15 protein-coding genes are annotated in these 15,905 nt (G+C 71.0%); all 15 read right to left on the reverse strand.

Annotation, left to right across the window (positions count from 1 at the left end; all coding sequences use genetic code 11):
- Positions 1-10: 10 nt before the first annotated feature.
- A complete protein-coding gene (locus ACBI99_RS31625) occupies positions 11-1,657 on the reverse strand; it encodes a lectin (protein ID WP_375074147.1) in 1,647 nt (548 codons plus the stop codon).
- Between the two features lie 50 nt (positions 1,658-1,707).
- The gene (locus tag ACBI99_RS31630) at positions 1,708-3,519 is read right to left on the reverse strand and encodes a family 43 glycosylhydrolase (protein WP_375074148.1); all 1,812 of its coding nucleotides are present in this window, start codon (positions 3,517-3,519) and stop codon (positions 1,708-1,710) included.
- 207 nt (positions 3,520-3,726) lie between these two features.
- Positions 3,727-4,278: a carbonic anhydrase gene (locus tag ACBI99_RS31635; RefSeq protein ID WP_375074149.1), complete on the reverse strand. Its 552-nt coding sequence runs from the start codon at positions 4,276-4,278 to the stop codon at positions 3,727-3,729.
- Between the two features lie 102 nt (positions 4,279-4,380).
- Positions 4,381-5,226: an ATP phosphoribosyltransferase gene (gene hisG, locus ACBI99_RS31640; protein ID WP_219505693.1), complete on the reverse strand. Its 846-nt coding sequence runs from the start codon at positions 5,224-5,226 to the stop codon at positions 4,381-4,383.
- 59 nt (positions 5,227-5,285) lie between these two features.
- Positions 5,286-5,549 carry a phosphoribosyl-ATP diphosphatase gene (locus tag ACBI99_RS31645; protein ID WP_219505694.1) on the reverse strand — a complete coding sequence of 88 codons (264 nt, stop codon included), beginning with the start codon at positions 5,547-5,549 and terminating at the stop codon, positions 5,286-5,288.
- Between the two features lie 314 nt (positions 5,550-5,863).
- Positions 5,864-7,882, reverse strand: coding sequence for a DEAD/DEAH box helicase (locus ACBI99_RS31650; protein ID WP_364170026.1), 2,019 nt, complete (start codon positions 7,880-7,882; stop codon positions 5,864-5,866).
- Between the two features lie 299 nt (positions 7,883-8,181).
- Complete coding sequence (locus ACBI99_RS31655; protein WP_219505697.1) at positions 8,182-8,544, reverse strand: metal-sulfur cluster assembly factor; 363 nt, start codon at positions 8,542-8,544, stop codon at positions 8,182-8,184.
- Entirely contained in the window at positions 8,541-8,981 is a 441-nt protein-coding gene (gene sufU / locus ACBI99_RS31660) for a Fe-S cluster assembly sulfur transfer protein SufU (RefSeq protein ID WP_219505699.1), read from the reverse strand. Before sufU ends, ACBI99_RS31655 begins: the two co-directional genes overlap by 4 nt.
- A gap of 2 nt (positions 8,982-8,983) precedes the next feature.
- Positions 8,984-10,240 (reverse strand): cysteine desulfurase, encoded by a 1,257-nt coding sequence (locus ACBI99_RS31665; protein ID WP_281427012.1) that lies wholly within the window; start codon positions 10,238-10,240, stop codon positions 8,984-8,986.
- Entirely contained in the window at positions 10,237-10,983 is a 747-nt protein-coding gene (sufC, locus tag ACBI99_RS31670; protein WP_219505701.1) for a Fe-S cluster assembly ATPase SufC, read from the reverse strand. Before sufC ends, ACBI99_RS31665 begins: the two co-directional genes overlap by 4 nt.
- Positions 10,984-10,987: 4 nt before the next feature.
- Positions 10,988-11,308, reverse strand: coding sequence for a non-heme iron oxygenase ferredoxin subunit (locus tag ACBI99_RS31675; RefSeq protein ID WP_219505703.1), 321 nt, complete (start codon positions 11,306-11,308; stop codon positions 10,988-10,990).
- A complete protein-coding gene (gene sufD, locus ACBI99_RS31680) occupies positions 11,305-12,429 on the reverse strand; it encodes a Fe-S cluster assembly protein SufD (protein WP_357586692.1) in 1,125 nt (374 codons plus the stop codon). The genes ACBI99_RS31675 and sufD overlap by 4 nt, the downstream gene beginning before the upstream one ends.
- On the reverse strand, positions 12,429-13,841 hold the full coding sequence (sufB, locus tag ACBI99_RS31685) for a Fe-S cluster assembly protein SufB (protein ID WP_219505706.1): 1,413 nt from the start codon (positions 13,839-13,841) through the stop codon (positions 12,429-12,431). The genes sufD and sufB overlap by 1 nt, the downstream gene beginning before the upstream one ends.
- Positions 13,838-14,539, reverse strand: coding sequence for a metalloregulator ArsR/SmtB family transcription factor (locus ACBI99_RS31690; protein ID WP_219505750.1), 702 nt, complete (start codon positions 14,537-14,539; stop codon positions 13,838-13,840). The genes sufB and ACBI99_RS31690 overlap by 4 nt, the downstream gene beginning before the upstream one ends.
- A gap of 95 nt (positions 14,540-14,634) precedes the next feature.
- The gene (locus ACBI99_RS31695) at positions 14,635-15,855 is read right to left on the reverse strand and encodes a multidrug effflux MFS transporter (protein WP_219505708.1); all 1,221 of its coding nucleotides are present in this window, start codon (positions 15,853-15,855) and stop codon (positions 14,635-14,637) included.
- Positions 15,856-15,905: the final 50 nt, after the last annotated feature.

A 15,905-nucleotide genomic window follows, 5' to 3' on the forward strand; every position in this document is an offset into this window, starting at 1 on the left:
GCCCCGGGCCTCACAGGCGGGTCCATCGCTGGTTGGGCGCCCCGCTACAGGACCAGATCTGGAGCCTGGCGCCGTTGGCCGTGGCGTTGCCGGACACGTCCAGGCACTTGCCCGCGCCGACGGCGGTGATGCTGCCGTCGGCGTTGAAGCGCCATTTCTGGTTGCTCTGACCGTTGCAGTCCCAGATGATGACGCCGGTGCCGTCGGCGGTGGCGGCCCTGTCGACGTCCAGGCACTTGCCGCCGTAGACGCGCAGTTCGCCGGCGGCGGTGGCGGTCCACTGCTGGTTGCTCTGGTGGTGGCAGTCCCAGATCACCACCTGGGTGCCGCTGACCTGGGACGCGCCGGACACGTCCAGGCACCTGCCGGAACCGGCGCCCTGGATCCGGGTGGCGGGCGGCGCGGGGGTGCCGCCGCTGACCCGGAACACGGCGGTGCCGTGGGGCGGGACGCTCGCCGAGATGGTCCCGGTGGTCGTGGTGACGGCGTTCGTCCAGGCGTCGCGGAGCGTGAACGGGCCGCCGGTCAGGCCGACGGCGGAGGCGGTGGTGCTGATCGTGGTGGTGGCGCCGCCCTGGTTGAACAGCGCCACCGCGACGTCGCCGTTGCTGAGCCGCTTGGCCAGCACGCGGCGGGTTCCGTCGTGGCTGACCTGAGTGGCCTGCAGGCCGAGCGGGTCCTGGTTGACGGCGATCAGGTTCTGATTCTTCATGATCGTCGCGGTGGCGGCGTCCATGTTCCGGACGTCGTTCCCGGCGATCAGCGGGGCGGCCATGACGGCCCACAGGGCGAAGTGGCTGCGCATCTCGGTGTCGTTCATGCCGCCCCGGCCGACGACCATCATGTCGGGGTCGTTGAACTGCCCCGGCCGGGCGTTGCCCGCGAGGGGGACGTTGACGTCGACGATGTTCTGGATGCCCATCGGGTAGCCGTTGGTCTGGCCCGTGTTCCAGGCGTTGGTGATGTCCTCGGTCGTACGCCAGATGTTGGCCACGTCGCCCCAGTCGCGGCGCGGGCCGGTCTTCTCGTGAATGCTGTTGGGGTTGATGCTGTAGAGGATCGGCCGGCCGGTGGCGGCCAGGGCGTCCCGCATCTTGGCGAAGGTGCGCACCTGGTCGTCGATGGTGCCGGTGGGCGAGCACCAGTCGTACTTGAGGTAGTCGACGCCCCAGGCGGCGAACTGCCGGGCGTCCTGGACCTCGTGGCCGAGGCTCCCGGTCGCCCCCGGGTAGGAGCCGAAGTACTGGGCGCAGGTCCGGTCCAGGGGCGCCTGGTAGAGGCCGAACTTCAGGTTCCTGGCGTGCAGGTAGTCGCCGAGCGCCTTCATGCCGCTCGGGAACCGGGACGGGTTGGCCCGCAGGTTTCCGGCGGAGTCACGGGCCGGGTCGAACCAGCAGTCGTCGACCACGACGTACTGGTATCCCAGGTCACGCATGCCGGAGCTGACCAGCGCGTCGGCCGTCTGCTTGATCAGCGTCTCGTTGATGTTGCAGCCGAAGGTGTTCCAGGTGTTCCATCCCATCGGCGGGGTGCGGCCCACGCCGTTGTCCAGCGCCCGCGCGGGCGTGGCCGGGCCGACCGCCACGACTGCAGTCGCCAGGGCCAGGATGGCGGCGGCGGCGTGGACCAGGGGGAGGCGCGTTCGGTTCCTGTCCATCGATGTCTCACCTCGGGGGTCGAAGGGGCGGGGTCGGTCCTTCCGCCAGGTCACCGGAAGGAGGCGTCGTCGACGTAGAGGCCGTCGGTCCCCGCGACGGTCTCGACGTAGAAGGAGGCGCCGGTCAGCGTTCCGGTCCAGGAGACGGTCGTGGTGCCGGTGAGCTGGGTCCAGCCGTTCGCGCCGACGGTTCGCGCCGGGGTGAGCTGGTGGTAGTTCGTGGCGCCGTTCGCCGTGACCGCCAGGGTCGCCTTCGCGCTGGGGGTTCCGCTCTGCGACCGCACCCAGACGCTCGTGGTGTAGCTCCTGCCGTTGGCGAGCCGCCCGGTCAGGCTCTGGTGGGGGCCGTTCCAGGCCGCGGTACGGCCGGAGTTGAGCAGGGACCGGCTGCCCGTGCGGGCGACGTCGGCGGCGGAGGTCAGGGTGCCTCCGGAGGTGGTCCAGCCCGTCGTGCCGTCCTCCATGCCGCCGTTCGTCAGCAGCTCGGCGCCGCTGCCGCCGATCGGCGTGAACTGCCACCAGCCGAGGTTGAGCAGGTAGCCGCTGCCGCCGGCGAACCGGAGGTAGAGGTCATGGGTGCCGGTCGCCCCGGACACCGGGCAGGTGACCGAGGCCCAGTTCTGCCACCCGCCGGTGCCGGTGACGGCGCAGGTGCCCACGAGGGCGCCGGTGGCGCTGCCGAGCCGCAGCTCGATCCGGCCCCCGCTGGTGGCCGAGGCGACGCGGGCGGTGAAGGAGGAGGCGCCGTTGCCGAAGGCGACGCCCTTGACCTTGAGGTGGTCGCCGTTCTCGATGAAGCCCACGTTCAGGCCGCCTTCCTCGGAGGGTTCGGTCTCGACCCCGGAGGACCAGGCCATGGTCTCGGCCTCCTGCCGGACGAACGGGTCGAGGGTGCCGATCTGCGGCGGCCCGGCGGTGGTCATGTTGATGACGGGGATGGTGCCGTCGGCGTTGTACGTGAACTTCTCCACGGCCACCGACCTGGTGAAACCGCCTCCGCCGGGGAGGGCGCCGTTGTGGTAGAAGAAGTACGACCCGCCGGCGAAGTCGACGATCCCGGCGTGGTTGGTGAAGCTGCTCCCCTGCCTGGGCATGATCGTTCCCCGGTAGGTCCAGGGGCCGGTGGCGGTGGGCGCCGTCGAGTAGGCGATGAACTCGGAGCAGCATTCGGCAGCGAACACGTTGTAGTACAGGCCGTTGCGCTTGAAGACCCAGGGGGCTTCCTCGTAGAGGGTCGGGCGGGCGGCGTTGCCGGTGCGCGTGCCGTAGCCCGCGGTGGTGAGGGGGATCTGGGTGGGGCTGCCGGAGTAGGAGATCATGTCCGTGTTCAGCCGGACGTACCAGAGGCGGGGGTTGCCCCAGTACAGGTAGGCCTGGCCGTTGTCGTCGATGAGGACGTTGGGGTCGATCTCGCCGTTGTTGACCAGCGGGCGCCCGATGGCATCCCGGAAGGGCCCGGTCGGGCTGTCGGCGACCGCGACGCCGATGGCCATCGAGCCGCTGGCACGGTCGCGGACCGGCACGTACCAGTAGAAGCGGCCGTTGCGGTGGGTGACGTGACCCGCCCAGGCGTTGGCGTCGGCCCAGGCGAAGGTGGCCAGGCTCAGGGGCGAGCCGTGGTCCGTCCAGTTGGCCATGTCCGAGGAGGAGTAGACACGCCAGTCCCGCATGGTGAAGTACGTGGAGCCGTCCTCGTCGTGTCCGGTGTAGACGTAGACCCGGCCGTCGTGGACGAGTGGCGCGGGGTCGGCCGTGTAGATGGTCTGCACGATCGGGTTGTCGGCTCCGGCCGCCGACGGGAACAGCACGGCCGGAAGCAGCAGGCCGACGGCACACAGAAGCGTGCGCAGGGCGGATCTCACCGGTTGTCCTCCTCCGACTTGCGCTGTTAGCGCTAACATTCGGTACCGCAGAGCGCCCCTCCGAGGGGCCCGATGTGCCGGAGTACATCCGAGGTCCGGCCCCGCGTCAACGACAGGAATCCCCCTCGCCACCGGCCCCCTGCCTCACCTGGCGCTCTCTCCCCCGCCCGGGTGAAAGTTTCACCCGGGCAGCGGCGGCGGCGTGCGTCAGACGACGCGGCTGACCAGGCCCGTGTCGAGGCAGTAGTGGGCGCCCAGGACCGTCGCGCGCCCGCGCAGCAGCGGGTCGTCGCGCAACTCCCGCACCGTGGCGGCGGTGTGGGCGCGCGTCATCGCGGCCACGTCGCCACCCGAGCTCTCGTACGCGCCCGCCAGCGCCGCCACGACGGCGGGCAGCTCCCCCGGCAGCGTGGCGCGCTCGCGCAGGGCCGTCGCCGCCGCCGTCACCGCGCCGCAGCGCTGATGCCCGAGCACCAGCACGAGCGGCGCGCCCAGCGCGTGCGGGCCGTACTGGACGGCGGCCCTGACCAGCGGGTCGAGCGTGTGCGCGGCGGTGCGGACGACGAGCAGGTCGCCGAGCCCGGCGTCGAACACCACCTCGGGCGGCACCCGCGAGTCGACGCACGACAGCACCACCGCGAACGGCGCCTGCGCCCGCGCCACCTGCCGCCGCCGCTCCACGTCCTGCCCGGCCCGGCCGGGAGTCCCGGCCGCCCAGCGGCGGTTGCCGTGCTTGAGCCACGTCCACGCGTCGCGCACGGTGAAAGCGCGGCGGGCGCACCGCTCCGTAACAGGTCGGATACTCACGGACCGGTACGTTCCCGCCCGGAACAGGCGATTACCTGACGGCGCAGGCAGAGGTCACAGGCGGCAGGCGTAGATGTCGGTGACCAGAATGGCCCTTGCGCCGATGTCCCACAGCTGGTCCATCACCTGCTGGTGCCCCCGGCGCCGGACCATGGCGCGCACGGCCACCCAGCCCTCCCGGTGCAGCGGCGAGACCGTCGGCCCCTCCATGCCCGGCGTGAGCGCGATGGCCTCCTCGATCCGCTCGGCGCGGATGTCGTAGTCCATCATCACGAAGTCGCGGGCGTGCACGACCCCCTGCAGCCGGCGCACGAGCTGCTCGACGCCGTTGGTCGCCGGGGCGGTGTGCTGCTTGATGAGCACCGCCTCCGACTTCATGATCGGGTCGCCGAACACCTCCAGGCCGACGTTGCGCAGCGTCGTGCCGGTCTCCACCACGTCGGCCACCGCGTCGGCCACGCCGAGCCTTATGGCGGTCTCGACCGCGCCGTCGAGCTTGATGACGCGCGCGTCGACGCCCTGGTCGGACAGGTATTTCTCCAGCAGGCCCGCGTAGGCGGTGGCCACCCGCAGCCCCTGCAGGTCCTTGACGGACGTCATCGTGCCGGCCCGGGTGGCCAGACGGAAGGTGGAGGCGCCGAAGCCGAGCGGCATGACCTCCTCGACCGACGCGCCGGAGTCGACGAGCATGTCGCGGCCGGTGATGCCGGCGTCGAGCGTGCCCTCCCCGACGTAGACGGCGATGTCGCGCGGGCGCAGGAAGAACAGCTCGCAGCCGCTCTCCTCGTCGACGACGACGAGCTCCTTGCTGTCTCTGCGGGACCGGTAGCCGGCCTCCTTGAGCATGACTTGGGCGGCCTCACTGAGAGTGCCCTTGTTCGGTACGGCCAGGCGAAGCATGTCTGATTCCTCGGTGTCCAGAGTCGTTGCGGAAGACCGGAGGCGGGCGCGGGGGCGCCCTAGAGATGCTTGTAGACCTGGTCCAGGCCGATCCCCTTGGCGATCATGAGCACCTGGACGTGGTAGAGGAGCTGGGAGATCTCCTCGGCTGCCCGGTCGTCAGACTCGTGCTCGGCCGCCATCCAGCTCTCGGCGGCCTCCTCGACGACCTTCTTGCCGATGGCATGGACGCCGGCGTCGATGGCGGCCACGGTGCCGGAGCCGGCGGGCCGGGTCCGGGCCTTCTCGGACAGCTCGGCGAACAGCTCTTCGAAGGTCTTCATGATCTCTCTCGTCGATCGGCTGGCGTGCGGTAACAGCCTAGTCGCCGCGCGACCCCGCTTCGTGCCGCGTCCGCCAGCCGAGACACCCGCGAGTCGCGCGGGTCCCGTGCCTGGCGGCCGTCGGTGGCCGAGGCCGGTGACGGCGTGGCGGCGGCCGTCCGGACCGGGAACGGTCCGTACGTCGTGCAGGCAGGCCACCGGCGGGCGGGTGAGATGCGCCCGCCAGGGTGCGGGAACGCGGACGCCCGCCGTGCCCGGGAGGACCGGGCGCGGCGGGCGTCGGACGAACTCATGGGGCGGTGCCGCCCCGGGAATCAGCGCTCGTAGCGGCGGGCGGAGCCGCCCCGGCGGAAGCCGCCGTTGCCACGGTCGTCGGCGCGGAAGCCGCCCCGCTGGCCGCGGTCGTCGGGACGGGCGCCGCCGGAGCGGTAGCCGTCACGGGGACGGTCGTCCGTGCGGACGCCGCGCTCGCGGTCGGCCGAGAACGGGCGGCCACGGTCGGTGGAGTGGCGGCGGTCGTCGGAGCGGAACCCGCCACGCGGCCGGTCACCCTCACGGAACCCGCCACGCCCACGGTCGCCGCCGGAGAAACCGCCACGGTCGCCGTCGTTGCGGAAGCCGCCGCGGTCGCCACCACCGGAGTAGCCACCACGGTCACCGTCGTTGCGGTAACCGCCGCCGGAGTAGCCGCCGCGGTCGCCGTCGTTGCGGTAGCCACCACGGTCACCGCCGCGGTCGCCGCCACGGTCACCGCCGCCGAAACCGCCACGGTCGCCGCCGCCGAAGCCACCGCGGTCGCCGCCGCCGGAGTATCCGCCACGGTCGCCGTCGTTGCGGTAGCCGCCGCGGGGGCGGTCGCCGCCGGAGCGGCGGTCGTCACCGAACGTGCGGGGCTCGTCGTGACGGCGCGGGTAGCGGTCGTCGGTGCGGCGCTGGCCGCCGAACGAGCCGTCCTCGGTCCGGCGCGGGCCGGCGAAGGGCGGGCGGTCGCCGTCGTGGCGGCGCGGGCGGCGCTCGCCGTCGAACTCACGGCGCGGACGCCGGCCGCGGCGCTCGGAGCCGGCGTGGCCGCCTTCGCGCCGGGGGCGCAGCGGCTTGCGCACGTCGGGCTCCCACACGGGGATGGCCTCGCCGCTGGGCGTGCGGGCCCCGGCGATCTCGGCCAGGCGCGGGTGGCCGGGGGTCGCCTTGAGGCGGAACGGGTGGATGCCCGCCCGCCGGGTCAGCGCGTCGGTGGAGCGGCGCTCGTTCGGGAGCACCAGCGTGACGACGGTGCCCTTCTCGCCGGCGCGGGCGGTGCGGCCGCCGCGGTGCAGGTAGCTCTTGTGGTCCTGCGGCGGGTCGACGTGCAGGACGAGGCTGATGTTGTCGACGTGGATGCCGCGGGCGGCCACGTCGGTGCAGACGAGCACGTTGACCGAGCCCTCGCGGAACTCGGCGAGGATGCGGGTGCGCTGGTTCTGGCGCTTGCCGCCGTGCAGGCCGCCGGCCTTGACGCCGACGCGGGCGAGCTGCTTGCACAGCCGGTCGACGCCGTGCTGGGTGCGGACGAAGATGATCGTACGGCCCTCGCGGTTGGCGATCTCGGCCGTGACGTCGAACTTGTCGTCGCGCGTCACCTGCATGACGTGGTGTTCCATCGTGTCGACCGGGGAGGTCGCGGGGGCGACGGAGTGGGTGATCGGGTCCTTCAGGAAGCGCTGCACGAGCTTGTCGACGTCGCCGTCGAGCGTGGCGGAGAACAGCAGCCGCTGACCGTCGGCCGGGGTCTGCGCGAGCAGCTCGGTGACGACGGGGAAGAAGCCGAGGTCGCACATGTGGTCGGCCTCGTCCAGGACGCTGATCTCGATGTCCTCCAGCGAGCACTCGCCCTGCCGGATGAGGTCGCCGAGACGGCCCGGGGTGGCGATGACGACGTCGACGCCGCGGCGCAGCGCCTCGATCTGCTTGCCCATGGACATGCCGCCGACGACGACCTTCATGCGCAGGCCGAGGCCGCGGCCGAGGGGCTCGATGGCGTCGTGCACCTGGAGCGCGAGCTCACGGGTGGGGACGAGGATCATGGCGCGGGGCCGGCCGGGGGCCGGCTTGACGCCGGCGAGGCGGGCCATCGTGGGCAGGCCGAAGGCCAGCGTCTTGCCGGAGCCGGTCTGGCCGCGGCCGAGGACGTCGGCGCCGGAGAGCACGTCCGGGATCGTCGCGCTCTGGATGGGGAACGGGCTGTCGATTCCCTGCCGGGAGAGGCCGCTGATGAGCGGCTTGGGCAGGCCGAGCAGCTCGAACTCGGACGGGCCCTGCTCAGGGGTCGTCTCGGGCAGGGCAGCGTCAAGCATGGTCACGAACTTCGTGCCTTTCAGTCGAAGTGGCACGTCACTTCTGCGAAAGGACGAGCCAGGACGTACGGCGGCCTTGCCGTACACGGTGCAGTGCGCCCGCCGTGGGGGCGAGCGGAGGGGGAGGCGCACCTGGGCGCCGGCCGCAGGCGGCGCGGGACGCGCGATGAGGCGTCAGGTGTCCCTGGTGCCAACGCGGGGAGGATCAAGACTATTCCCCGTCGGGGCGCCGGACTTTCCGGATCCCCTGGCATGCTGAAGCGGCTGACGCGGAGCGCCAGCCGACCAGCGGTAAAAGATCAGACGTTGAAGCCTAGCATACGAAGCTGCTCACGGCCCTCATCGGTGATCTTGTCCGGGCCCCACGGCGGCAGCCAGACCCAGTTGATCTTCACATCGGAGACCATGCCCTCCAGGGCGGAGTGCGCCTGGTCCTCGATGACGTCGGTCAGCGGGCAGGCCGCGCTGGTCAGCGTCATGTCGATGGTGGCCACCGGCTTGGCGCCGCCGTCGGCCGGGTCGAGGTTGAGGCCGTAGATCAGGCCGAGGTCGACGACGTTGATGCCGAGCTCGGGGTCGACGACGTCCTTGAGCGCCTCCATGACCTCTTCGACGCTCGCCTCGCCGTCGAAGCCGGTCGGGGTCTCGACGGGCTTGCTCATCGTGCAGCACTCCTCACTACAGCGTCCTTGTAGGCCATCCACGACAGCAGCGCGCACTTCACGCGGGCCGGGAACTTGGCCACCCCGGCGAACGCGACCGCGTCGCCGAGCACGTCCTCGTCGGCCTCCACCTGTCCCCTGCCCTGCATGAGCCGGGTGAACTCGTCGACCACCGACAGGGTCTCCTCGACGGTCGAGCCGGCGGTCAGCTCGTGCAGCACCGAGGCGGCGGCCTGGCTGATGGAGCAGCCCTGGCCGTCGTAGGAGACGTCCTCGATGCGGCCCGCGTCGCCCACCTTGACGCGCAGCGTGATCTCGTCGCCGCACGTGGGGTTCACGTGGTGAACCTCGGTGTCGTACGGCTCGCGCAGCCCCCGCCCCTGCGGGTGCTTGTAGTGCTCCAGGATCAGCTCCTGGTACATCGACTCGCCGATCATGGCTATGCGAACACCTTCTGTACGTGGTGGAGGCCGCGCACCAGGGCGTCGACCTCGCCCGTGGTGTTGTACAGGTAGAACGACGCCCTGGTGGTCGCCGGTATTCCGAACCTGAGGTGCAGCGGGCGCGCGCAGTGGTGGCCGACCCGCACGGCGATGCCGAACCGGTCGTCGAGGATCTGGCCCACGTCGTGCGGGTGGATCCCCTCCAGCGTGAACGCCAGCGTGCCGCCCCGCAGGTCGAGGGAGTCGGGCCCGATCAGGCGCAGGCCGGGCACCTCGCGCAGCGCGTCGAGCGCGTAGGCGGTGAGCTCGCGCTCGTGGGCCTCCACGGCCGCCATGCCGATGCCGGTCAGGTAGTCGACGGCCGCGCCGAGCCCGATGGCCTCGACGATCGGCGGGGTGCCGGCCTCGAACTTGTGGGGCGCGGGCGCGTACGTCGAGCGGTCCATCCAGACCGCCTCGATCATCTCGCCGCCGCCGAGGAACGGCGGCATGGCCTCCAGCAGCTCGCCGCGCGCCCACAGCACGCCGATGCCGGACGGGCCGACCATCTTGTGGCCGGTGAAGGCCACGAAGTCGGCGTCCAGCGCCGCCATGTCCACGGGGTGGTGCGGGACGGACTGGGAGGCGTCGAGCAGGACCAGCGCGCCGGCCCGGCGGGCGAGCGCGACCACGTCGGCGACCGGGTTGACGGTGCCGAGCACGTTCGACTGATGCGCGACCGAGACGATCTTCGTGCGTTCGGTGACGACGCCGTCGGCGAGGTCGAGCCGGCCCTCGTCGGTGACGCCGAACCACTTCAGCGTCGCGCCGGTGCGCTGCGCGAGCATCTGCCACGGCACGATGTTGGAGTGGTGCTCCATCTCGGAGATGACGATCTCGTCACCGGGGCCGAGCGTGAAGCGCGGGTCGGCGCACGCCGGGTTGCCGAAGCTGTAGGCGACGAGGTTGAGCGCCTCGGAGGCGTTCTTGGTGAAGACCACCTCGTCGCGCGACGGGGCGCCGATGAACGCGGCGACCTTGTCGCGCGCGCTCTCGTACGCCTCGGTCGACTCCGAGCCCAGCACGTGCATGGCGCGCCCGACGTTGCTGTAGTGCATTGCCAGGTGCTCGCGCATGGTCTCGACGACCGATGTGGGCTTCTGCGAGGAGTTGCCCGAATCGAGGTAGACGAGCGGACGCCCGCCGGGCAGCTCGCGGGAGAGGACCGGGAAGTCTTTCCTGATCCTCTCCACGTCCAAGCTGGTGGAAGTCATGCAGATGCCTTCGTGTACTGCTCGTAGCCCTCGGCCTCGAGCTTGTCGGCCAGCTCCGGCCCGCCCTCCTCCACGACCCGGCCGGCCGCGAAGACGTGCACGAAGTCGGGCTTCACGTAGCGCAGGATGCGGGTGTAGTGGGTGATGAGCAGCACGCCGGTCTCGCCGGAGGCGCGGAAGCGGTTGATGCCCTCCGACACCACGCGCAGGGCGTCGACGTCGAGGCCGGAGTCGGTCTCGTCGAGCACCGCGATCTTCGGCTTGAGCAGCTCGAGCTGGAGGATCTCGTGGCGCTTCTTCTCGCCGCCGGAGAAGCCCTCGTTCAGGTTGCGCTGGGCGAAGGCCGCGTCGATGGCCAGGGCGTCCATGCCGCTCTTGAGGTCCTTGGCGAACTCGCGCAGCTTGGGCGCCTCGCCGCGGACGGAGGTGACGGCAGAGCGCAGGAAGTTGGACACCGACACGCCGGGGACCTCGACCGGGTACTGCATGGCGAGGAACAGGCCGGCGCGGGCGCGCTCGTCGACCGACAGCTCCAGCAGGTCGACGCCGTCGAGCAGCACCTCACCGCCGGTGATGGTGTACTTCGGGTGACCGGCGATCGCGTAGGCGAGCGTGGACTTGCCCGAGCCGTTGGGGCCCATGATGGCGTGGGTCTCGCCGGCCTTCACGGTCAGGTTGACGCCGCGCAGGATTTCCTTGTCCTCGACGGCGACCTTCAGGTCACGGATCTCAAGGGTGGACATGTGTTTATGACTCCTTCGAGAGCGAGACGAGGACGTCGTCGCCGTCGATCTTGACTGTGTAGACGTTCACGGGCTTGGTCGCGGGCGGGCCGGTGGGCTTGCCGGAGCGGATGTCGAAGCACGAGCCGTGCAGCCAGCACTCCAGGGTGCCGTCGTACACCTCGCCCTCGCTGAGCTTGACCTCGGCGTGCGAGCAGATGTCGTGCAGGGCGAACACCTCGTCGCCCTTGCGCACCAGCGCCACGGGGGTCTCGCCCACCTCGACGCCGATCACCCCCTCGTCGGGGATGTCGCTGACCTTGCACACCTTCTCGTAGCCGCTCATCGTGCGAGCTCCGCCTCCACCGCGTTCATCACGCGCTCGCGCAGCTCCTCGACCTGGATCTTCTCGATGAGCTGGCCGAGGAAGCCGCGGATGACCAGGCGGCGGGCCTCGTCGAACGGGATGCCGCGGGCCTGGAGGTAGAAGATGTGCTCGTCGTCGAGGCGGCCCGACGTCGAGGCGTGCCCCGCGCCGGCGACCTCGCCGGTGAGGATCTCCAGGTTGGGCACCGAGTCGGCGCGGGCGCCGTCGGTGAGGATGAGGTTGCGGTTGAGCTCGTAGGTGTCGGTGCCCTCGGCCGCGACCCTGATGATCACGTCGCCGATCCAGACGGCGTGGGCGCCCTCGCCCTGGAGCGCGCCGCGGTAGTCGACGTTGCTCTTGCAGTTGGGCTGCGAGTGGTCGACGAGCAGGCGGTGCTCCAGGTGCTGGCCCGCGTCGACGAAGTAGACGCCGGACAGGTCGGCGTCGCCGCCGGGCGCGGTGTAGGACACGCTGGGCGACAGCCGCACCAGGTCGCCGCCCAGGGTCACCACGAAGCTCCGGAACGTGGCGTCCTTGGCGAGCTGGGCGTGGTGGTGGGAGACGTGCACGGCGTCGTCGGCCCAGTCCTGGAGGCTGACGACCTTGAGCGTGGCGCCGTCGCCGACGACGAACTCGACGTTGTCGGCGTAGACGGCGCTGCCCTCGTGCTGGACGACCACGGTCGCCTGCGCCATCGGCTCGACGACGACCACGATGTGGCCGTACGCCGCGCCCTCGCCGCCGTTGCCCTTGATCTCGACGGTGATCGCGTCGCCGGGCACGGCCTCCTTCGGCACGGTCACGACCAGCGCCTTCTCGAAGCCGTTGTAGGCCTGGGCGCTGACCCGGTCGGCCGGCACGTAAGCCTTGCCGATGCGCTCGTCGTCGCGGCCGACCCACTCGGCCCGCACGCCCTCGGGCGTGTAGACCTGGGTGACCACCTGGCCGCTGGCCGCGGCCTGGCCGTTGTGCAGCCCCTTCAGGCGCGACAGCGGCGTGAAGCGCCACGCCTCCTCGCGGCCCGTGGGGACCTCGAAGTCGGCCAGGTCGTACGACGCCTTCTCGTGCAGGGTCGACAGGGGCTTCTCGTTCAGGCCCATCAGCCGACGGCTCCTTCCATCTGCAGCTCGATCAGCCGGTTCAGCTCGAGCGCGTATTCCATGGGCAGCTCACGCGCGATCGGCTCCACGAAGCCGCGCACGATCATCGCCATCGCCTCGTCCTCTTCGAGCCCGCGGCTCATGAGGTAGAACAGCTGGTCCTCGCTGACCTTGGAGACCGTGGCCTCGTGGCCCATCGAGACGTCGTCCTCGCGGACGTCGACGTACGGGTAGGTGTCGGAGCGGCTGATCTGGTCGACGAGCAGGGCGTCGCACTTGACGGTGCTGGCGCTGCCGTGGGCGCCCTCCTCGATCTGCACGAGACCGCGGTAGGAGGTGCGGCCGCCGCCGCGCGCCACCGACTTGGAGATGACGCTGGAGCTCGTGTTGGGCGCCAGGTGCACCATCTTGGAGCCGGCGTCCTGGTGCTGGCCCTCGCCGGCGAACGCGACGCTCAGCGTCTCGCCCTTGGCGTGCTGGCCCATCAGGTAGACGGCCGGGTACTTCATGGTGACCTTGGAGCCGATGTTGCCGTCGATCCACTCCATGGTCGCGCCCTCGTAGGCGACGGCGCGCTTGGTGACCAGGTTGTAGACGTTGTTCGACCAGTTCTGGATGGTCGTGTAACGGCAGCGGGCGTTCTTCTTCACGATGATCTCGACGACCGCGGAGTGCAGCGAGTCGGAGGAGTAGATCGGCGCGGTGCAGCCCTCGACGTAGTGCACGTAGCTGTTCTCGTCGACGATGATGAGCGTCCGCTCGAACTGGCCCATGTTCTCGGTGTTGATCCGGAAGTAGGCCTGGAGCGGGATCTCGACCTCGACGTTCGGCGGCACGTAGATGAACGAGCCACCGGACCACACGCTGGTGTTGAGAGCGGCGAACTTGTTGTCGCCCACCGGGATCACCGAGCCGAAGTACTCCTTGAAGAGCTCCTCGTGCTCGCGCAGGCCCGTGTCGGTGTCGACGAAGATGACGCCTTTCTCCTCAAGGTCCTCACGGATCTTGTGGTAGACGACCTCGGACTCGTACTGGGCCGCGACGCCGGCGATGAGGCGCTGCTTCTCCGCCTCGGGGATGCCGAGCTTGTCGTAGGTGTTCTTGATGTCCTCGGGCAGCTCGTCCCAGGAAGCGGCCTGCTTCTCGGTGGAGCGCACGAAGTACTTGATGTTGTCGAAGTCGATGCCGGTGAGGTCGGAGCCCCAGGTCGGCAGCGGCTTCTTGCCGAACAGGCGGAGCCCCTTCAGGCGAAGGTCGAGCATCCACTCCGGCTCGTTCTTGAGCGCGGAGATGTCTCGGACGACCTCCTCGGACAGGCCGCGCTTGGCCGCGGCCCCGGCGGCGTCGGGGTCGGCCCAGCCGAACTTGTAATTCCCGAGGCCTTCCAGCTCCGGGCGGTCGGTGACAGTCACCTTCCGGTCTCCTTGTTCTTATCGATGGCTCTATGTGCGGGCCCCAGCGTCTGGGGGCTGACGTGCGTGGTGCAGACCCCGTCGCCGTGCGCGATCGTGGCCAGGCGCTGCACCGGGGTGCCGAGCAGTTGCGCGAACGCCTCCGTCTCGGCCTCGCACAGCTGCGGGAACTCCGCGGCCGCGTGCGCCACCGGGCAGTGGTGCTGGCAGAGCTGGTCGCCGCCGGACTTGGCCTTGCTGGCCGAGGCCGCGTAACCCTCCGCCGACAGCGCCTGCGCCAGGACCTGGACCCGCTGGTCGGCCGGCACCGCCCGCATGACCGGCTCCATCCGCCGCAGCAGGCCGGAAACCTGTGAGCGGGCGAAGTCGGACACGGCTTCTTCTCCCATGCGCTCTGCCAGGAAACGCAGCGCGCTCCCGGCCAGATCGTCATAGGCGTGCTCGAAGGCACTGCGCCCCGCGTCGGTGATGGCGAACAGCTTGGCCGGCCGCCCGCGCCCGCGCTGACCGCGCTGGCGCCCGGTGCGAGGCTCGATCATCCCGTCGGTCAGCAGCGCGTCGAGGTGACGGCGGACGGCCGCGGGCGTGAGCCCGAGCCGCTCGCCCAGCGCCGCCGCGGCGATGGGACCGTGTTCCAGGATCAGCCGGGCCACGCGCGCACGGGTGCTGCGCTCGCTGCCTGGCTCGATCGTGGGCACGTTTTTCACAACATCAGTGTGCCGTAATTCCTTCCCGCATCTCAAATGAATCCGGAGGACCCGGCAATGCAATTTCTCACGCAGGGTAGGCTTACCTAATTTCGCTGGCGTCCCAGGATGCCGAAGCTGAGCGCCGAAGCGGCCATCAGGGCGAGCATCAGCGCGGCCATCGGCACGGCGGTGTCCTGGCCGGCCAGGCCCACCAGCGGGGCCGCGACCGCCCCCAGCGCGAACTGCAGGACGCCCAGCAGCGCCGAGGCCGACCCGGCGACCTGCGGGGGCTGCCCGGCCAGCGCCAGCGCGCCGGTGCCCGGCAGGACGAGCCCCTGGCCGCACATGATGACGAACAGCCCCGCCACGATACCCGCCAGCCCCAGCCCGGTGACCGCGGCGGCCAGCAGGAGCCCGCCTCCCGCCAGGCTCACGAACAGGCCGGCGAACACCAGCCGCGCCGGCCGGACCCGGCCCGACAGCCTGCCGCCGACCTGGGCCATCACGGTCAGGCCGAGCGCGTTGAGCCCGAAGATGAGCGAATACTGCTGGGGCGTGGCCGCGTACACCTCCTGCAGCACGAACGGCGAGCCGGAGATGTAGGCGAACATGGCGGCGAAGGCCAGCCCGGCCGTGAGCGCGCAGCCCATGAACGCGCGGTCGCGCAGCAGGGCCCAGAACGTGGCCAGCGTGTGCTTGAGCCCGCCGCCCTCCCGCTGCTCGGCGGGCAGCGTCTCGCGCACGCCCGGCAGGACGGCCAGCAGCAGCACCAGCCCGGCCAGGCTGAGCGCGACGAACACGCCGCGCCAGGAGGTGAAGGCCAGCAGCTGCGCGCCCGCCACCGGGGCCAGGATCGGCGCCAGGCCGCTGACCAGCATGAGGGTGGCGAAGATGCGGGCGATGGCGGGCCCGTCGTACAGGTCGCGGACCACGGCCCGGACGATGACCAGCGCGGCCCCGCCGAGCATGCCCTGCAGCAGCCGCAGCACGATCAGCACGGGCACCGACGGCGCGAAGGCGCACAGCAGCGACGTCAGCGCGAACCCGGCCACGCCGACGATCAGCGGCAGCCGCCGCCCGCGCACGTCGCTCACGGGCCCGGCGATCACCTGGCCGGCCGACACGCCGATGAGACAGGCGGTGAGCGTGAGCTGGACCTGGGCGGCGGGGCTGAGCATCTCGCCGCTGATGGCGGGCAGCGCGGGCAGGTACATGTCGATGGACAGCGGCCCGATCGCCGACAGCGCGCCCAGGATGAGGAGCAGGAGCCCCCGTCGCTCCTTGACGACGGCCGGTTGCGACTGCGTGGCCTCTGCCACGGACATGCGTACCCCTTTCCCCGCAGGCGGTGTGGCCCACGAGGGCCGAGGGGTCA

Origin of the sequence: Nonomuraea sp. ATR24, from assembly GCF_041950485.1 — a bacterium.
GTDB classification, from domain to species: Bacteria; Actinomycetota; Actinomycetes; order Streptosporangiales; family Streptosporangiaceae; genus Nonomuraea; species Nonomuraea ceibae.